19 protein-coding genes and 1 other RNA gene are annotated in these 14995 nt (G+C 33.0%); 15 read left to right on the top strand and 5 right to left on the bottom strand.

Annotated features, from left to right (window positions below):
- Position 1: 1 nt before the first annotated feature.
- The 3 genes from ppk1 to GKZ86_RS16405 all read left to right on the top strand — a co-directional run bounded on the left by ppk1 (position 2) and on the right by GKZ86_RS16405 (position 3705).
- Positions 2-2083 carry a polyphosphate kinase 1 gene (ppk1, locus tag GKZ86_RS16415; protein ID WP_194632569.1) on the top strand — a complete coding sequence of 694 codons (2082 nt, stop codon included), beginning with the start codon at positions 2-4 and terminating at the stop codon, positions 2081-2083.
- Positions 2084-2120: 37 nt separating this feature from the next.
- Entirely contained in the window at positions 2121-3011 is an 891-nt protein-coding gene (locus GKZ86_RS16410) for a Ppx/GppA phosphatase family protein (protein ID WP_154784159.1), read from the top strand.
- A gap of 112 nt (positions 3012-3123) precedes the next feature.
- Positions 3124-3705 (top strand): TMEM175 family protein, encoded by a 582-nt coding sequence (locus GKZ86_RS16405; protein ID WP_154784158.1) that lies wholly within the window; start codon positions 3124-3126, stop codon positions 3703-3705.
- 44 nt (positions 3706-3749) lie between these two features.
- On the opposite strand, the gene GKZ86_RS16400 is transcribed toward GKZ86_RS16405, so the two are convergent.
- Both GKZ86_RS16400 and dnaX read right to left on the bottom strand, forming a co-directional pair.
- Complete coding sequence (locus tag GKZ86_RS16400; RefSeq protein ID WP_228526607.1) at positions 3750-4166, bottom strand: DNA polymerase III subunit gamma/tau; 417 nt, start codon at positions 4164-4166, stop codon at positions 3750-3752.
- Between the two features lie 272 nt (positions 4167-4438).
- A complete protein-coding gene (gene dnaX, locus GKZ86_RS16395; protein WP_154784157.1) occupies positions 4439-5524 on the bottom strand; it encodes a DNA polymerase III subunit gamma/tau in 1086 nt (361 codons plus the stop codon).
- A 379-nt stretch (positions 5525-5903) separates the two neighbouring features.
- On the opposite strand from dnaX, the gene GKZ86_RS16390 reads away from it, so the two are divergent.
- The 8 genes from GKZ86_RS16390 to GKZ86_RS16355 all read left to right on the top strand — a co-directional run bounded on the left by GKZ86_RS16390 (position 5904) and on the right by GKZ86_RS16355 (position 9956).
- The gene (locus tag GKZ86_RS16390) at positions 5904-6302 is read left to right on the top strand and encodes an NIPSNAP family protein (protein ID WP_154784156.1); all 399 of its coding nucleotides are present in this window, start codon (positions 5904-5906) and stop codon (positions 6300-6302) included.
- 77 nt (positions 6303-6379) lie between these two features.
- Positions 6380-6631 (top strand): type II toxin-antitoxin system ParD family antitoxin, encoded by a 252-nt coding sequence (locus GKZ86_RS16385; RefSeq protein ID WP_154784155.1) that lies wholly within the window; start codon positions 6380-6382, stop codon positions 6629-6631.
- A complete protein-coding gene (locus GKZ86_RS16380) occupies positions 6624-6917 on the top strand; it encodes a type II toxin-antitoxin system RelE/ParE family toxin (protein ID WP_154784154.1) in 294 nt (97 codons plus the stop codon). The genes GKZ86_RS16385 and GKZ86_RS16380 overlap by 8 nt, the downstream gene beginning before the upstream one ends.
- Before the next feature lie 29 nt (positions 6918-6946).
- Entirely contained in the window at positions 6947-7573 is a 627-nt protein-coding gene (locus GKZ86_RS16375) for a hypothetical protein (protein ID WP_154784153.1), read from the top strand.
- A gap of 81 nt (positions 7574-7654) precedes the next feature.
- Positions 7655-8347 carry a hypothetical protein gene (locus tag GKZ86_RS16370; protein WP_154784152.1) on the top strand — a complete coding sequence of 231 codons (693 nt, stop codon included), beginning with the start codon at positions 7655-7657 and terminating at the stop codon, positions 8345-8347.
- A 120-nt stretch (positions 8348-8467) separates the two neighbouring features.
- A complete protein-coding gene (locus tag GKZ86_RS16365; RefSeq protein WP_154784151.1) occupies positions 8468-8950 on the top strand; it encodes a cupin domain-containing protein in 483 nt (160 codons plus the stop codon).
- A gap of 148 nt (positions 8951-9098) precedes the next feature.
- A complete protein-coding gene (locus GKZ86_RS16360) occupies positions 9099-9578 on the top strand; it encodes a BON domain-containing protein (RefSeq protein WP_154784150.1) in 480 nt (159 codons plus the stop codon).
- A 6-nt stretch (positions 9579-9584) separates the two neighbouring features.
- Positions 9585-9956, top strand: coding sequence for a LysM peptidoglycan-binding domain-containing protein (locus GKZ86_RS16355; RefSeq protein ID WP_154784149.1), 372 nt, complete (start codon positions 9585-9587; stop codon positions 9954-9956).
- Positions 9957-10127: 171 nt separating this feature from the next.
- On the opposite strand, the gene GKZ86_RS16350 is transcribed toward GKZ86_RS16355, so the two are convergent.
- Positions 10128-10421 carry a hypothetical protein gene (locus GKZ86_RS16350; protein ID WP_154784148.1) on the bottom strand — a complete coding sequence of 98 codons (294 nt, stop codon included), beginning with the start codon at positions 10419-10421 and terminating at the stop codon, positions 10128-10130.
- Between the two features lie 123 nt (positions 10422-10544).
- Here GKZ86_RS16350 and rnpB point away from each other — a divergent pair.
- The 3 genes from rnpB to GKZ86_RS16335 all read left to right on the top strand — a co-directional run bounded on the left by rnpB (position 10545) and on the right by GKZ86_RS16335 (position 13236).
- Positions 10545-10866, top strand: an RNA gene (gene rnpB, locus GKZ86_RS16345) — RNase P RNA component class A.
- Positions 10867-10893: 27 nt separating this feature from the next.
- Complete coding sequence (locus tag GKZ86_RS16340) at positions 10894-12147, top strand: cation:dicarboxylate symporter family transporter (protein ID WP_154784147.1); 1254 nt, start codon at positions 10894-10896, stop codon at positions 12145-12147.
- A 171-nt stretch (positions 12148-12318) separates the two neighbouring features.
- Entirely contained in the window at positions 12319-13236 is a 918-nt protein-coding gene (locus tag GKZ86_RS16335; protein ID WP_154784146.1) for a ketopantoate reductase family protein, read from the top strand.
- 4 nt (positions 13237-13240) lie between these two features.
- Here GKZ86_RS16335 and GKZ86_RS16330 read toward each other — a convergent pair whose 3' ends face one another.
- Positions 13241-13435, bottom strand: coding sequence for a hypothetical protein (locus GKZ86_RS16330; protein ID WP_154784145.1), 195 nt, complete (start codon positions 13433-13435; stop codon positions 13241-13243).
- Between the two features lie 188 nt (positions 13436-13623).
- Here GKZ86_RS16330 and GKZ86_RS16325 point away from each other — a divergent pair, with 188 nt between their 5' ends.
- Entirely contained in the window at positions 13624-14286 is a 663-nt protein-coding gene (locus tag GKZ86_RS16325) for a hypothetical protein (RefSeq protein WP_154784144.1), read from the top strand.
- 3 nt (positions 14287-14289) lie between these two features.
- On the opposite strand, the gene GKZ86_RS16320 is transcribed toward GKZ86_RS16325, so the two are convergent.
- Entirely contained in the window at positions 14290-14985 is a 696-nt protein-coding gene (locus GKZ86_RS16320) for a response regulator transcription factor (RefSeq protein WP_154784143.1), read from the bottom strand.
- Positions 14986-14995 lie beyond the last annotated feature (10 nt).

Raw genomic sequence — 14995 nt, 5'->3', positions numbered from 1 at the left:
AGTGTACGAGCAGAAATATATCGATAGAGAGAAAAGTTGGTTAGCGTTTAATGCAAGAGTGCTTCAGGAAGCTGGAGACAATACGGTACCACTTTTAGACAGATTGCGTTTTGTTGGAATTTTTTCGAACAATTTAGATGAATTTTTTAGAGTTCGTTATGCCGCAATCCGGAGACTAAGCCTTTCTGGAATTTCTGGTGAAAAATATTTAGGAGGTGTCTCTGCACATCAATTAATTAAAGATATTACCGAAATCGTAATTCAGCAGCAATCTGAAAGTTTACGAATTTTAGGCAATATAGAGTCTGAGTTAGAAGCTGAGAATATCTTTATTATCAACGAAAATCAAATTACAAAAGAGCAGGAAATATTTCTGAAAGACTTTTTTGTTCAAAGGTTAAGTCCGGAATTAGTGACTATCATTTTGAATGATTTGGCAGAATTTCCGGTTCTAAAAGATACTTTAGGATATCTCGCGATTCGTTTAGAAATGAATACAAACGATGAGGTTCGATATGCAGTTATCGAAATACCTAAAACCATAAACAGATTTGTCGTGCTGCCATCGCACGATGAAAAACAATATGTTATATTAATAGATGATGTTATTCGTCATAACTTAAAAAACATCTTTAATATTTTTGATTATAAAAGCGTTTCAGCGCACATGATCAAAATTACGAGAGATGCCCAGCTGGATATTGACAGCGATTTGAGTAAAAGTATGCTCGAAAAAATTGCAACATCAGTAAAAGACAGAAGAATAGGCGAGCCCGTTCGTTTTATATATGATAGTTTAATCGAAGAAGATACATTACGTTTCTTTTTAGATAAAATGAAAATCGTTGCCACAGACAGTATAATTCCGGGAGGAAGATACCATAATCGTCGTGATTATATGAGTTTTCCAAATTTAGGAAGATACGATTTACTGTATAAAACAAACGATCCGTTACCAATTCCGGGGTTAAGTTTAGGGGGAAGTATTTTGGAGAAAATCAGTAAAAAAGATTATTTATTACATGCTCCATATCAGTCATTTTCATACTTAACCAAGTTTTTGCGTGAAGCAGCTTTAGATCCAAAAGTAACAAGCATAAAAATTACTTTATATCGTTTGGCAAAGAATTCACAAATCATTAGTTCTTTGATTAATGCTGCGAAAAATGGAAAAAAAGTAACCGTACAAATCGAACTTCAGGCGCGTTTTGATGAAGCATCCAATATTTCGTATGCCGAGCAAATGCAAACCGAAGGAATTGAACTTATTTTTGGAATTAAAGGCCTGAAAGTTCACAGTAAAATTTGCGTTATCGAAAGGGCAGAAGAAGGTAAAACCCGTCGTTACGGATTTATTTCTACCGGAAACTTCAACGAAGCAACGGCTAAAATTTATACCGATGTTACGCTGTTTACCTGCAATCAGGGAATTTTGAAAGACATTTCGAAAATATTCGAATTTTTCGATATCAATTACAGAGTACACAGATACAAACATTTAATAGTATCGCCACATTATACAAGAACTAAATTTATTAAGCTGATAGATCGTGAAATTCTGCATGCTTTAGCCGGTAGAAAAACGCATATCAAACTTAAAATGAATAGTTTATCAGATTTTAAAATGATCGATAAATTATATGAAGCCAGTAATGCCGGAGTAAAAATTCAGCTTCAGGTAAGAGGAATTTGCTCTTTGATTCCAGGAATTCCGGGAATGAGCGAAAATATCGAAGCCATAAGTATAGTCGATAATTATCTGGAACATACAAGAGTTTATATTTTTGGAAACGCCGGTTTAACCGAAGTGTATATTTCATCTGCCGATTTTATGACCAGAAACCTGGATGGCAGAGTTGAGGTAACATGCCCGATTTATGATCTTGAAATCAAAAAAGAGTTAATAGATAATTTTAATATTGCATGGAAAGGGAATGTTAAAGTGAGATATCATTCCTATAAATTAGACAATAAATATAAGCCTAGAAATCATCATGCCCCATTTAGAGCTCAATTGGAAACCTACAAATATTATCAAAACAAGATTTCGATGTTAGAAGAGGTTCCGCAGAAAATAGAGTAATAAAAACCAAAAAATCAATTTCAAATCATAAGTGAGCATGATTAATATAAAGAAATTTGCAGCAATAGATATCGGTTCAAATGCCATGAGGCTTCTGATATCCAATGTTGTAGAACAAGACGGCAAAGAGCCGCAATTTAATAAAAGTTCACTTGTTCGTGTACCGATTCGTTTGGGACAAGATGCCTTTACGGTTGGTGAAATTTCAGAAGAAAATATAGAACGAATGGTTGATGCCATGAAAGCATTCAACCTTTTGATGAAAGTACATAAAGTAGAACGCTACATGGCGTTTGCAACTTCGGCAATGCGTGAAGCCTATAATGCAAAAGAAGTTGTGGCTTTGATTAAGAAAAAGGCCGACATAAAAATCGAAATTATTGATGGTAAAAAAGAAGCAGCTATTATTGCTTCGACAGATTTACATCATTTATTAAAATCAGACGAAACCTATCTTTTTGTAGATGTGGGCGGTGGAAGTACCGAATTCACATTGTTTTCTGATGGGAAAATGATCAATTCAAGATCGTTTAAAGCAGGAACCGTTCGTTTATTAAATAACATGGTTCATGACGTAGTTTGGGATGAAATCGAAAAATGGATTAAAACCAACACGGCAGATTATGATGAAGTTACATTAATTGGTTCTGGTGGAAACATTAATAAATTGTTTAAAATGTCAGGAAAGCAACAGGAAAAACCACTTTCATACATTTATATCAATTCACAATATGCATTTTTAAATTCTTTAACTTACGAACAAAGAATTGCCGAGTTAGGTTTGAACTCTGACCGTGCCGACGTTATTATTCCTGCAACCAGAATTTACCTGAATGCAATGAAATGGAGTGGTGCGCGTCAAATTTACGTTCCAAAAATCGGACTTTCTGATGGAATCGTAAAAGCAATGTATTACGGTAAAATTTAATTTTTTTGCCAGGAATTTCACGAATTAATACTAATTTTTTATGTGCAAAAACAGAAAAAATAATTCGTGTAAATTAGTGAAATTTGTGGCAAACTCTATAACTACGCAATAAATGAATAAAACAAGACTTGAAGCTTTTAGTGATGGTGTATTAGCAATTATAATAACCATTATGATTTTAGAAATTAAAGTACCTCATGGAGTTGAGTTTGCTGATTTAAAACCATTAATTCCTAAGTTTTTAAGTTATATCTTAAGTTTTATTTACGTTGGAATTTACTGGAACAACCACCACTATTTAATTCATGGTTTAAGCAAAGTCAATGGAAAAATCCTTTGGGCAAATTTGCATTTGCTTTTTTGGTTGTCTTTAGTTCCCGTTTCAACAGGCTGGATGGGAGAACATAATTTCTCAAAAGCAGCTATGGCTTGCTACGGAATCATTTTGTTGCTTTGTGCAATTGCCTACGTGATTCTTCAAAAAACCGTTCTTGATGTAGAAGGAAAAAATTCAGTTCTAGCAAAAGCTTTAGGAAGGGATTTAAAAGGAAAAGTATCTGCCGTTTTATATATTGTTGGAATCGTTACTTCGTTTTTTAATGAATGGGTTTCCGGAGCTTCTTATTTTACGGTAGCCTTATTATGGCTTATTCCGGATAAAAGAATTGAAAGAGCTTTTACATCAAAAAAGTAATATTTGCAATAAAGTTTGCCGTGATTTTTTTGAAGAAAAAAAAATTATCCTTGTAAATCCAATCCAAAAGTAGAACGTAAAAGTTCAATATTTGGGTTGATTTCTAATAAACGATTGTATCGGTCTTGGTCGTTAAAACTTCTTTTAGCCTCAATTGTTTCATTTACTATAACTTCAATTGTGATATCATGATTATGTAAATGTCCTTTTAAATGACCTAAAAGCCCATTAATCTGACTTTCAAAATCTAGTTTAGAACCTTCGTTTGGTAACTCAAGCGTAATTACAGTTCCGTTCAAAGTTGGATCGTTAATTAATAATAACGATTCCATGATTTTCAAACCTTTATCTCCTAAACGCTGTGCATATTTATTCCATTGCACTAACATTTCGGTTTCCGTAAATTCTTCCGTAGGCAAAACAGTAGAAGGTTTTACAAAAGATTTGCTGCTTTCTTCCATCGCTTTTTTCGCGCGAATACTCGCCAAAGAAAATGCAGAGACTTTAGTTTCACCGCCTATTTCAGCACGTGGAGTAGCAGGAGTTTCAACTTTTGGGGTTTCAATTGCGGCAGTTTCAGTTTTTACTTCAACATTGTCATTTTGAGTGACATTGTTATTCTGTTCCGCATTTGAAATTTGGGATTTAGTATTTGAAGTTTCAAGACTTTCAACTTTCGCCTTTGGACTTTCAACTATAGAGTAACCACCTTTTTTAAAATAAGTAGGCGGAATTATGAATTGTTCAACTTTTTTTTTTCTCCATCAAAGTTGATAGAGGCCAATTGCATCAAACATAATTCGACCAAAAGACGCTGATTCTGGCTCAATTTATATTTTAAATCACAATCGTTTGCAATGTCAATTCCTTTTAATAAAAAGTCTTGCGAACATTTTTGAGCTTGCACGCCATACATTTGCTGCGCTTGCTCGCCCACTTCAAGCAAACTTAAAGTAGCAGGAGTTTTGCTGACCAATAAATCTCTAAAATGTGAAGCTAAGCCGGCAATAAAATGATGTCCATCGAATCCTTTTGACAGAATATCGTTGTAAGCCAATAAAAGCTCCGGAATTTTATTTTCTAAAAGTAAATCTGTAACGCTGATATAAGTTTCGTAATCTAAAACGTTTAGGTTTTCGGTTACAGCCTGACGTGTTAAGTTAGTTCCACAATACGAAACCACACGATCAAAAATAGATAAAGCATCACGCATTGCACCATCAGCCTTTTGAGCGATAATGTGCAAAGCATCGTCTTCAAAATTAATTCCCTGACTTGTTGCAACTTCAGCTAAATGTTCTTTAGCATCTTTTACCGTAATTCTTTTGAAATCAAATATCTGACAACGTGATAAAATCGTTGGAATAATCTTGTGTTTCTCTGTTGTTGCTAAAATAAAAATAGCATGTTTTGGCGGTTCTTCTAATGTTTTCAAAAAAGCATTAAAAGCTGCCGAAGACAACATATGAACCTCGTCAATAATATAAACTTTGTATTGCCCGGTTTGTGGCGGGATTCGAACCTGATCAATAAGATTACGAATATCATCAACCGAGTTGTTTGAAGCGGCATCTAACTCAAAAACGTTAAAAGCAAAATCTTCATTTGGATCGTCATATCCGGGCTGATTTATCTTTCGAGCCAAAATACGTGCGCAAGTTGTTTTTCCAACGCCACGCGGTCCGGTAAATAAAAGGGCAGAAGCAAGGTGATTGCTATCAATAGCATTCAGCAAAGTGTTGGTAATGGCTTTCTGGCCTACAACATCCTTAAAGGTCTGTGGGCGATACTTACGAGCCGATACAACAAATTGTTCCATATTCTTTTTATTCGATAGCAAATATAGTCTGAAAATTACCAAATCACAAATCTGAAAACAACAATTATGATCGTGATTTTTGAGTGATTTGAATATGAGAAAGTAAGCTGTTTAAATTAACAATTCTTAATTATTGATAGATAGAATTGAACACTCATAAAACGGATTCGCTATCGCGAAAACGCAGATTTTAACGGATTTTTTTCTTCGTAGAATTGTCTTCCTGAGCGTCACGAAACTTCGGGTAAAGGAAAGCAATCTAAATATTGACCTGATAAAGAGGTATTATTTTAATTCATATTTTTGTTTATCTTAAAATGCTTGTTTTCAATGCTTAAAATAATTTCACTTGAAATATTAACCAAATAAATTAACCGCTATGAAACTATTTTTATTGACTTCATTACTAGTTGCTACATCTATTGTAAAATCTCAAAATGTAACGCAGACAACTCCGGTTTATCAATTGCGTATTTATGAAATTTTTGAAAACAATAAAAACCATTTTCATGAACGTTTTCGCGATAATGCGATGCGTATTATGAAAAAATATAATTTCAAAATTACTTCTATCTGGGAATCAAAATCAGATAAGAAAACCGAATTTGTTTATTTTTTAGAATGGCCGGATGAAAAAACCATGAAACAAGCGTGGGAAGGTTTTAAATCCGATAAAGAATGGATTGAAATTAAAAAACAATTTACTGCAAAATACGGCGATGTTGTGGGGAATGTTGAAGATCGGGTTTTGACTAAGGTTGATTATTCTCCGAATTGAAAAACGTATAAAGTTTAATTAAGTTGTAGAATTACCAAAAAATGGTAACTTTACAAATGGAAATATAAAAAAACATTATGGGAAAGAATACATCGATATCTTTAGGAACTCATTTTGAAAATTTCATTGATTTTAGTCTTTCAGAAGGAAGATTTAAAAATGCAAGTGAAGTTGTGAGGGCTGGATTACGTTTACTTGAAGAAGAGGAAAACCGATTAATACTTCTAAGAAAATCTATTGAAGACGGACTTAATAGCGGAAGAGCTGAAAACTTCAATCCAGAGAAACATCTTGAAAACCTAAAGAAAAGAAAAAAAGGAAATGGCTAAATATCATCTGACTAATAAAGCTGTAGAGGATTTAGCTGAAATTTGGGATTACACTTTTGAAGAATGGTCAGAAAATCAAGCTGACAAATATTATCGCTTGCTTTTAGATTCCTGTCAGGAAATTGCTGATAATAATAATTTAGGAAAGAAATATGATATAGTAAAAGAAAAATTATTAGGATATAAATCAAATCAGCATATCCTTTTTTATAGAATTCTTTCAGATAGCGAAGTTGAAATTGTTAGAATTCTTCATGGCAGAATGGATTTGAAAAGTAAGTTCTAAAAATCACTATTAGTATTGAAGAAAAATCGATGATAGCATACTTAGCAAAAAGAAATTTTCATGAACCGATTATTTGGGAGGGAGATTTAAATGATGATTGCACTGCAAATTGGGCAGGATTGATGCTTCGTGCAGAATGGATAGATGAAGATCATTGGTGGTGGTGTGTTTACGATATGCTCGATGAAGATGAAATACAAATTGACAGTTCAAATGAATATGAAGAAAGTTTTATTGGAGGAAAAATTGCCAGAGAAAAAGCAGAAGAAATTTCAAAAAAATACCTTAAAAATAAAATCATTGAGGGAGCATTAAATTTTGATAATTATAAAACTTCTAATTTGATCTATGACTTAAAAGTGTTGCAAGTTTCACCAATACAAACTATGCTTTTTTTAAATAAAAACTTAAATATAGAACTTTCACAAGCAAAAGATTTAGTTTTTGATTCTGAACATTGGGAAGGTTTAAGGGAATCATCCGAAAGACTTACACAGGAATTTTTAAATGCTGGAGCTGAATTGGCAGATGAAGTAGAATATGTAGATGGGGAAGTGGTATCATTGACTTTTGATTTAACCAAAGATAAAAGTAAACCGATAAATAGCAATGATGATTCTTTTTGGAGTAAAATGAAAGCGAAATTTAAAATATAAACTCTTACGATTTTGCGAGTGTCCCGCTGGTAAACTCAATCAATATTAAATTTCTAATTATAAAAATCTTATTTAATATAAATGAAAGATAATTTTCTTAAATTTTGTTCTGAAATTCCATGGTTTTTTAATGAAACCGATGATATAAGTATTTATGATATCGAAATTACTTTTTCAGATAATTTCATAACACTATTTCCAGATTTATACAAACTGTTAAGCAGTGCAAACACCGATTTGATAGAATTAGATAGAGATAAAGAAATTTCAAAATTTTACTTATTTACCTGGAAGAATACTAATGGTGAGGCATCAGGATGGCTTTGCAAAATTGAAGAAGATATGCAATTGGATATTCCGAAAGATTTAGAGATTTTAATCAAAAACATGGGTGGTATTCAGGAATCGTATTCCGAAATTTTGGATGATGAACAACGATTTACAGATAATCAAAACTTTCTTTTTGTAGCCTCAGAGTTTAGAAAAAATCTCGGATTATGGGAAGAATTTTATTTAGAATTGTGTAAAGACGAAAATAAAATTCCAATTGACACTCGTGATTTAGTAAGAATAGCAGAAGAAGCGAATGGAAACGAAACTTTTTTAAATTTTAAAAATAATCAAATTTTGCTTTTTGCTCCCGATCATGATTTTAAATATGTTACTATTCTTGAAAATCAGCCAGAATACACTTTTTATAAAATAAAAGATAGTAATAGTATTGTTGAATATGCTGAAAAATTAGCAAGACAATGGATTCCAATAACCAAATAACATAATATTGCTAAAGTATAATGTTACGCTGCTAATCCTCAATGTTGGCGCGAGCAACCCGCTCGTGAACGCATTCAAAATCAAAACAACAACCAACGAGAATTAAAACAATCTCAAAAAATGAAACCAGCAATCATAACCGTCGACGAAACCGAAGGTCAAAAACTTAAAATTGCCGGAGGTAATTACCGCATTATAATCTCAGGTAAACAAACCAATGGAGAATATGCCGTAATCGAAATGTCAGTTCCACCGGGTGCGGGACCAAACCCGCATTCGCATGCAGATTTTTTGGAGACATTTTATGTGTTGGAAGGCGAAGTTAGTTTTAAGTCTGAAGATGGAACTTACATTGCCAAGCAAAACTCTTTTGTCAATATTCCCAAAGGCGGAATCGTTCATGGTTTTAAAAACCTGAGCGACAAACCGGCTAAATTATTATGTACCGTAACTCCAGCCGGTTTAGATGATTTATTTGAAGAAATCGCCGGATATTTAGAAACAAATTCAGATAATGAAATTGAAACAAAAGAGAAAATAAATTCCATTTTTGAAAAGTATGGTCAAAAAATGTTTTCTCCAGATTATTTAGACAGAATCTAGTAAGTTTTTAACTACAATGAATACAATATCTTAGCACTCAACCCAAATCTTTTAATGGGAAAAATATAAAAATTGTAGGATTATTTTGTAATATTTGATTAATTAATTCGTTTTAACTTTAGTATAAATTAATTAAAAAAATATCATTATGAAAGTTAAATCTATTTTATTAGGAACGGTTCTGGCCTTTTCAGTATTGGCCTGTGGCCCGAAAGATGCAGATATTCAAAAAGAGATTGCTGCTAAAATTGCAGATACTCCAGAAGTACAAGTAACTGTTGTTAATGGTGTTGCTACTATTTTAGGTACTTGCAAAGACGATGCTGTTAAACAAAATGTTGAACGCGCTGTACAATCAGTTAAAGGAGTTAAATCAGTTGTAAATAACTGTGAAATTCCGGCTCCTGAACCTGTAGTTACAACAGCTCCGGTTGAAATTAATGCTGATAGTGTTTTAACTACTTCGGTTAATGAAGTTGTAAAAACGTATAATGGTGTAACTGCTACAGTTGCAAGTGGAGTTGTAACACTTTCAGGAACCATAAAAAGAGATCAATTACCGAATTTAATAAAAAGCGTTCAGGAATTGAAACCTAAAAAAGTCGAAAATAAGTTAACCATTAAATAAGAAGCCATGAGTTTACAAGATAAATACAAAGAGTTAACAGATTTGGCTACTAACTTAGGAATAGCAAATTTACAAGTAAGAGAACAAGATAATGTTTTGTATGTTGACGGGACAGCAAAAACTGCAGACGATAAAGAAAAACTTTGGGATGCTTACGGAAAAATAGATCCTGAATTTAGATCAGCAGATGTTGTAATGAATATTGAGGTTTCTCAGGGAACAACAACAGATTATACCGTTAAAAGCGGAGATTCTTTATCAAAAATTGGAAAAGAACACGGCGTTTCATGGCAGGCAATTTATGAAGCCAATAAAGACGTTATTAAAAACCCGGACCTCATTCAGCCAGGTTGGAAATTGAAAATACCAACAGCATAATTTTAGTTGTGTTGTTTTTAAAGCCTGTCCTTGTGATGGGCTTTTTTGTGTGTTTTTGTGTCATTTCGACGAAGGAGAAATCACATAAAGTTTATCACGCACTGTTGTCGAATACTGAATGTGATTTCTCGTCCCTCGAAATGACACACATTTGGAATAACTCCTAAAAATTTACCTTCCCTTAATACTCAAAGCAAATAAAAACTTTGCAGTTTCCTGATCTGAATCGGCGGAGAAACCTGCTACATAAACGCCTTTTTTACCTGATGTTGATTTAATTCCGTATACAACTGCCTCATCGCCTGGGTCTGAATCCCCTTCGTATCGATACACATGTACAATTTCAAATTTCTCAGGATTTTTTTTAATGATATCCGAGTTAATGTTAAAATCGCATGTAAACCCTTTTTCATGCAATTCATCTAAAGCTTTTGAAACAGTTGCGTAATGATACATTTTAGTCATAATAAAAGAATTTAAAATTATGGATTTTAAAGGTAACTAATTTAAAATTAAATTGTTATGAAAAATTTATAAAAAACAGAATTTTAAATACTCGTTTCTTCGTTCATAAATCGCTACTTTTGCCGCGCAGACCGCCTTATCGTCGCTCAATTCGTTGAGGGGAGGAAAGTCCGGACACCACAGAGAAGCATAGCGGGTAACACCCGTCGGTCTCGTCTTTACCGACGAGATTAGGACAAGTGCAACAGAAAGTATGTACAGGTAATGCTGTAGTGAAACCAGGTAAACTCTATGCGGTGAAATACCAAGTATATCAGCATTTAAGGGCTTCTCGTCCGTTGTTGAAGGGTAGGTAGCTTGAGTCATGCAGTAATGCATGATCTAGATAAATGATAAGGCCCTGATTTATCAGGGACAGAATCCGGCTTATAGGTCTGCATTTTTTATATATTTGTGAAACTAACTTACTTTCATGAATATAACTTCTACTCCAAATCCCGTTATCAAACCTAAGAAAAGCACTTTTCAGGCAATAATCACAAATCTTACTTTTTGGGTTTTAATTGCCATTATTGCTGGCGTTTTACTCGGGCATTTTTCCCCTGAAAACGGCGTTAAAATGGAAATTATCGGGAAAACTTTTGTCGATATTATCAAACTATTTATCGGGCCAATTATTTTCCTGACGATTGTTTTGGGAATTTCCGGAATGGGAAATCTTAAAAAAGTAGGCCGAATTGGTATAAAAGCGTTGGGTTATTTTGAGATAGTTTCAACAGTTGCTTTGGCAATTGGAGTTGGCGTAGCTTATTTTTTTCAACCTGGAAAAATAGACAGATCTGGTTTGGCTTTACAAGATCCAAGCAAATACACCAATAGTACAGCAGAACATTTTTCGTGGTGGCATTTTTTCCTTTCCAATTTTACATTGCAGGTTTTATTGGCGGCAATTGTTTGTGGTATTGCATTGAATTTTTATCACAAAAGAGAACAGACAATTTTGGTTTTAGAACGATTTTCGAAAGTAGTTTTCCTTGGTTTAAAATATGTAATGTATCTCGCTCCGCTTGGTGCTTTTGGCGGAATGGCTTACACAATTGGTAAATTCGGATTAGAAACTCTGATTCCGCTTGGAAAATTGATGTTATGCGTTTACCTCACAATGGCTTTATTTGTATTTTTAGTATTAGGAAGTATTCTGCGCTATTTTAAAATCAATATTCTTTCGATTTTAAAATACATTAAAGAAGAACTTTTATTAGTTCTCGGAACTTCATCTTCTGAAGCTGCTTTGCCAAGTATTATGGTAAAACTCGAAAGAATGGGTTGTAGCAAATCAGTTGTAGGTTTGGTGATTCCAACAGGATATTCTTTTAACCTTGACGGAACTTCTATTTACTTGTCGATGTCAGTAATATTTCTGGCGCAATTGTATGATGTTCATTTGAGTTTTTTCGAAATCCTGAGTGTAATCGGAATTTTAATGATTACATCAAAAGGTGCTGCAGGCGTAACCGGAAGCGGATTTATTGTTTTAGCATCAACTTTAACAGCGTTGCATAAAATTCCGGTAGAAGGTTTGGCTTTTTTATTGGGAGTTGATAAATTTATGAGCGAAGCAAGAGCGATTACCAACTTAATTGGAAATACGGTAGCAACAATTATAATTTCGAAAACAGAACATGATTTTACGGAGTTGAATCTGGATGCTGTTGTGGAGGAATAAATTTATAGAATGCGGATGAAACGGATTCGCTAAAGCGAAGACGCGGATTTAGATGGATTTTTATTCTCATTTTGTGTCATTTCTAGTCTTCTTCGTCGAAATGACACAACTTTATGGTTACTTAATTTGAATTTGTGCAAATTCGTGCAATTCGTGGCAAAAAAAATAAAAATGAAAACAAGAATAGGAATTTTAGGACTCGGTGGAGTAGGTGGATATTTTGGCGGACTTTTAGCAAAAGCATATTACAAATCAACAGAAGTTGAAGTCATTTTTATTGCCCGTGGTGAAACCCAAAAAGCAATCAAAGAAAACGGTTTAAAAATTATAACAGATGATTCTGAAACCGTTGTTTTTCCTAAAATAGTTTCAAATAATCCCGAAGAAATTGGCGTTCTGGATTATTTAATTTGCGCCACAAAAACCTATGATATTGCCGAAAGTTTACTTTCACTAAAGCAATGTATTACACCAGAAACCGTAATTCTGCCTTTATATAATGGCGTTGACGCGCCGGAACGCATACAGAAAATTTATCCTAAAAGTACTGTTTTGCAAGGATGTGTTTATATTGTTTCGATGATTTTTTCACCGGGAACAATTCGTAAAATTGGTTTTTTCGAAAAGTTATTTTTTGGTTCAACAACAGCTTCAGCTTCTAAATTAGAAGAATTGAATGCCATTTTTCATAAAGCCAAAATCGAAAGCCATTTAGTAGAAAATATTGAAGAAACCGTTTGGGAAAAATTCATTTTTATTTCTGCGCTGGCTTCTGCAACTTCTTATCTAAACCAAAATATTGGAGAAATATTAAACAATCCAAAATCAAAACAAATTTATATCGAATTGCTAAAAGAAATTGAAGCCGTTGCAATAGCAAAAGGTTTACAATTACCGGACGATATTGTAAACCAAACTATTTTAAAACTAGAAAAATCGCCTAAAGAAGCGACTTCATCTATGCACAGAGATTTATTGGCAGGCAAAAATATCGAAGCTATTTCGCTGACGCAATTTGTTGTAAACGAAGGAATAAAGTATAAGGTAAAAACACCGCTTTACGAAAAAATCGCAAATACTTTATTATAGCTATCTACGATTCGTCTTTTGTTGTACGCACTAAACTAATGCCAGACATAAAGAAAACGATTCCTAAAATTCCGTAAATAATTAGTGATTTAATATCTCTGGTTGCTCCTGTTGTGCCGGCAAAAATTACAGCAGTGTAAATAAGCCCCACGATTCCGAGAATTGTCAACAATCCTCCGAAAAATCTTTTTAGGTTCATGATAAATGTTTTTATGGTTTAGATCAAATTTACCTCTCAAATAGTTTTAAACTGTTATACAATTGTTTATGAAACTTACATGATTTGCAGTATTTTATTTATCCAACTATTAAGAGTAACATTCTTATAAAAAATAAATTATTGAATTTAATTTTAAGTATGTTTGGTAATAATAAAATTTAGTATTTATGCCGCAATTATACAGGGAATTTAAAAAAATCTTTTTTATTTTTTTTATTTTGGTTACCGCTTCAAATAGTAATGCACAAGAACTCCGTCCTTTTGTTGGAGCTGGATTTCTTTTTCAACTGTATTCGTTTGAAAAAGATTTAGAAACTTCACCTGCTATTAGTTTTTCTGCCGGTTCAGAATATAGGGCAACTGATTTTTTAATTCCGGAAATAGAAGTGAATTACATGTTTGGAAATTTAAAAGACAATCCCGGCTCAAATACCTCAATTACTTCTGAAAAATCTTTTTCTAATTTTAATTTTAGTTTTTGTTCCAAAATAGTTTTGGGCGATTATCATGACTCTGGTTACATACAAATACTTCCTAAATATATTTATTCATTAATTGATGTTACAGAAACTAAAGGTAATAATGCATTAGGCTCAGTTCAGACAAAAAGAAGTTTGTCAGCCTCGCAGCATAATTTTGGATTGGGATTGGGATATGTTTTTAACTTTGATTCGTGGTATTCCAACTCAATGGCGATCAATCTATACTACAACACAATCAGGGTTTCTGATGTTTTTAATCAATTGAACCCAGGTACAGAAAAAGCTGATAATGTAGGTGTTTTTGGATTAGGGTTTAATTATTATTTTGGTGTTAAACGAATTAAATAGCGTTTAAGTTGATGCATTTTCTATTTTAAATTCAAGCCCAATATTGCGCAGACTTTCAATGCTGATACTTGAATCAAGTTTAAGATATTTTCTAATCTTACTAATATAAACATCCATACTTCTGCCAGAGAAAAAATCATCATTTCCCCAAATCGCTTTCAGGATTTGTTCTCTTTTAAGTAATTGGTTTTGATGTAAATAGAAGTAATGAATCAACGCCGCTTCTTTCTCGGTAAGTTGTTGCGTTTGATCGTTTATTTTTAATGAAAGACGTTTGGTATCAAAAGTATATAGACCGATTTCAATAATGACGTTTTCCGTCAAAACAGCATTTCTCTGGCTTCTTTTTAAGATGTTTTGTAAACGTAAAATCAATTCTTCAGCTTCAAAAGGTTTCACGATATAATCATCCGCACCTAATTTTAATCCAATGATTTTATCTTCCTTTAATTTTTTGGCAGTCAAAAAGATAAAAGGAATATCGGGATTTATTTTGATGATTTTTTCAGCCAGCGAAAACCCGTCAAGTTTGGGCATCATAACATCAAAAACACAAATATCAAAAGTTTGATTTTTAAAATATTCCAAAGCCATTTCGCCATCTTCAGCCCAAATAACTTCATATCTATAAAGCTCTAAATATTGCTTTAAAACATGCGCAAAATCAGTATCGTCTTCGGCTAAAAGAATCTTTTTCAATGGTAAAATC

This window comes from Flavobacterium sp. LC2016-13 (assembly GCF_009707955.1).
GTDB lineage: Bacteria > Bacteroidota > Bacteroidia > Flavobacteriales > Flavobacteriaceae > Flavobacterium.
This window is presented reverse-complemented; position numbering and strand designations above follow the sequence as displayed.

Coding starts and splice junctions, on each gene's coding strand:
- GKZ86_RS16410 (WP_154784159.1), top strand. CDS start 2,121: ATGATTAATATAAAGAAATTTGCAGCAATAGATATCGGTTCAAATGCC.
- GKZ86_RS16405 (WP_154784158.1), top strand. CDS start 3,124: ATGAATAAAACAAGACTTGAAGCTTTTAGTGATGGTGTATTAGCAATT.
- GKZ86_RS16400 (WP_228526607.1), bottom strand. CDS start 4,166: ATGGAAGAAAGCAGCAAATCTTTTGTAAAACCTTCTACTGTTTTGCCT.
- dnaX (WP_154784157.1), bottom strand. CDS start 5,524: ATGGAACAATTTGTTGTATCGGCTCGTAAGTATCGCCCACAGACCTTT.
- GKZ86_RS16390 (WP_154784156.1), top strand. CDS start 5,904: ATGAAACTATTTTTATTGACTTCATTACTAGTTGCTACATCTATTGTA.
- GKZ86_RS16385 (WP_154784155.1), top strand. CDS start 6,380: ATGGGAAAGAATACATCGATATCTTTAGGAACTCATTTTGAAAATTTC.
- GKZ86_RS16380 (WP_154784154.1), top strand. CDS start 6,624: ATGGCTAAATATCATCTGACTAATAAAGCTGTAGAGGATTTAGCTGAA.
- GKZ86_RS16375 (WP_154784153.1), top strand. CDS start 6,947: ATGATAGCATACTTAGCAAAAAGAAATTTTCATGAACCGATTATTTGG.
- GKZ86_RS16370 (WP_154784152.1), top strand. CDS start 7,655: ATGAAAGATAATTTTCTTAAATTTTGTTCTGAAATTCCATGGTTTTTT.
- GKZ86_RS16365 (WP_154784151.1), top strand. CDS start 8,468: ATGAAACCAGCAATCATAACCGTCGACGAAACCGAAGGTCAAAAACTT.
- GKZ86_RS16360 (WP_154784150.1), top strand. CDS start 9,099: ATGAAAGTTAAATCTATTTTATTAGGAACGGTTCTGGCCTTTTCAGTA.
- GKZ86_RS16355 (WP_154784149.1), top strand. CDS start 9,585: ATGAGTTTACAAGATAAATACAAAGAGTTAACAGATTTGGCTACTAAC.
- GKZ86_RS16350 (WP_154784148.1), bottom strand. CDS start 10,421: ATGACTAAAATGTATCATTACGCAACTGTTTCAAAAGCTTTAGATGAA.
- GKZ86_RS16340 (WP_154784147.1), top strand. CDS start 10,894: ATGAATATAACTTCTACTCCAAATCCCGTTATCAAACCTAAGAAAAGC.
- GKZ86_RS16335 (WP_154784146.1), top strand. CDS start 12,319: ATGAAAACAAGAATAGGAATTTTAGGACTCGGTGGAGTAGGTGGATAT.
- GKZ86_RS16330 (WP_154784145.1), bottom strand. CDS start 13,435: ATGAACCTAAAAAGATTTTTCGGAGGATTGTTGACAATTCTCGGAATC.
- GKZ86_RS16325 (WP_154784144.1), top strand. CDS start 13,624: ATGCCGCAATTATACAGGGAATTTAAAAAAATCTTTTTTATTTTTTTT.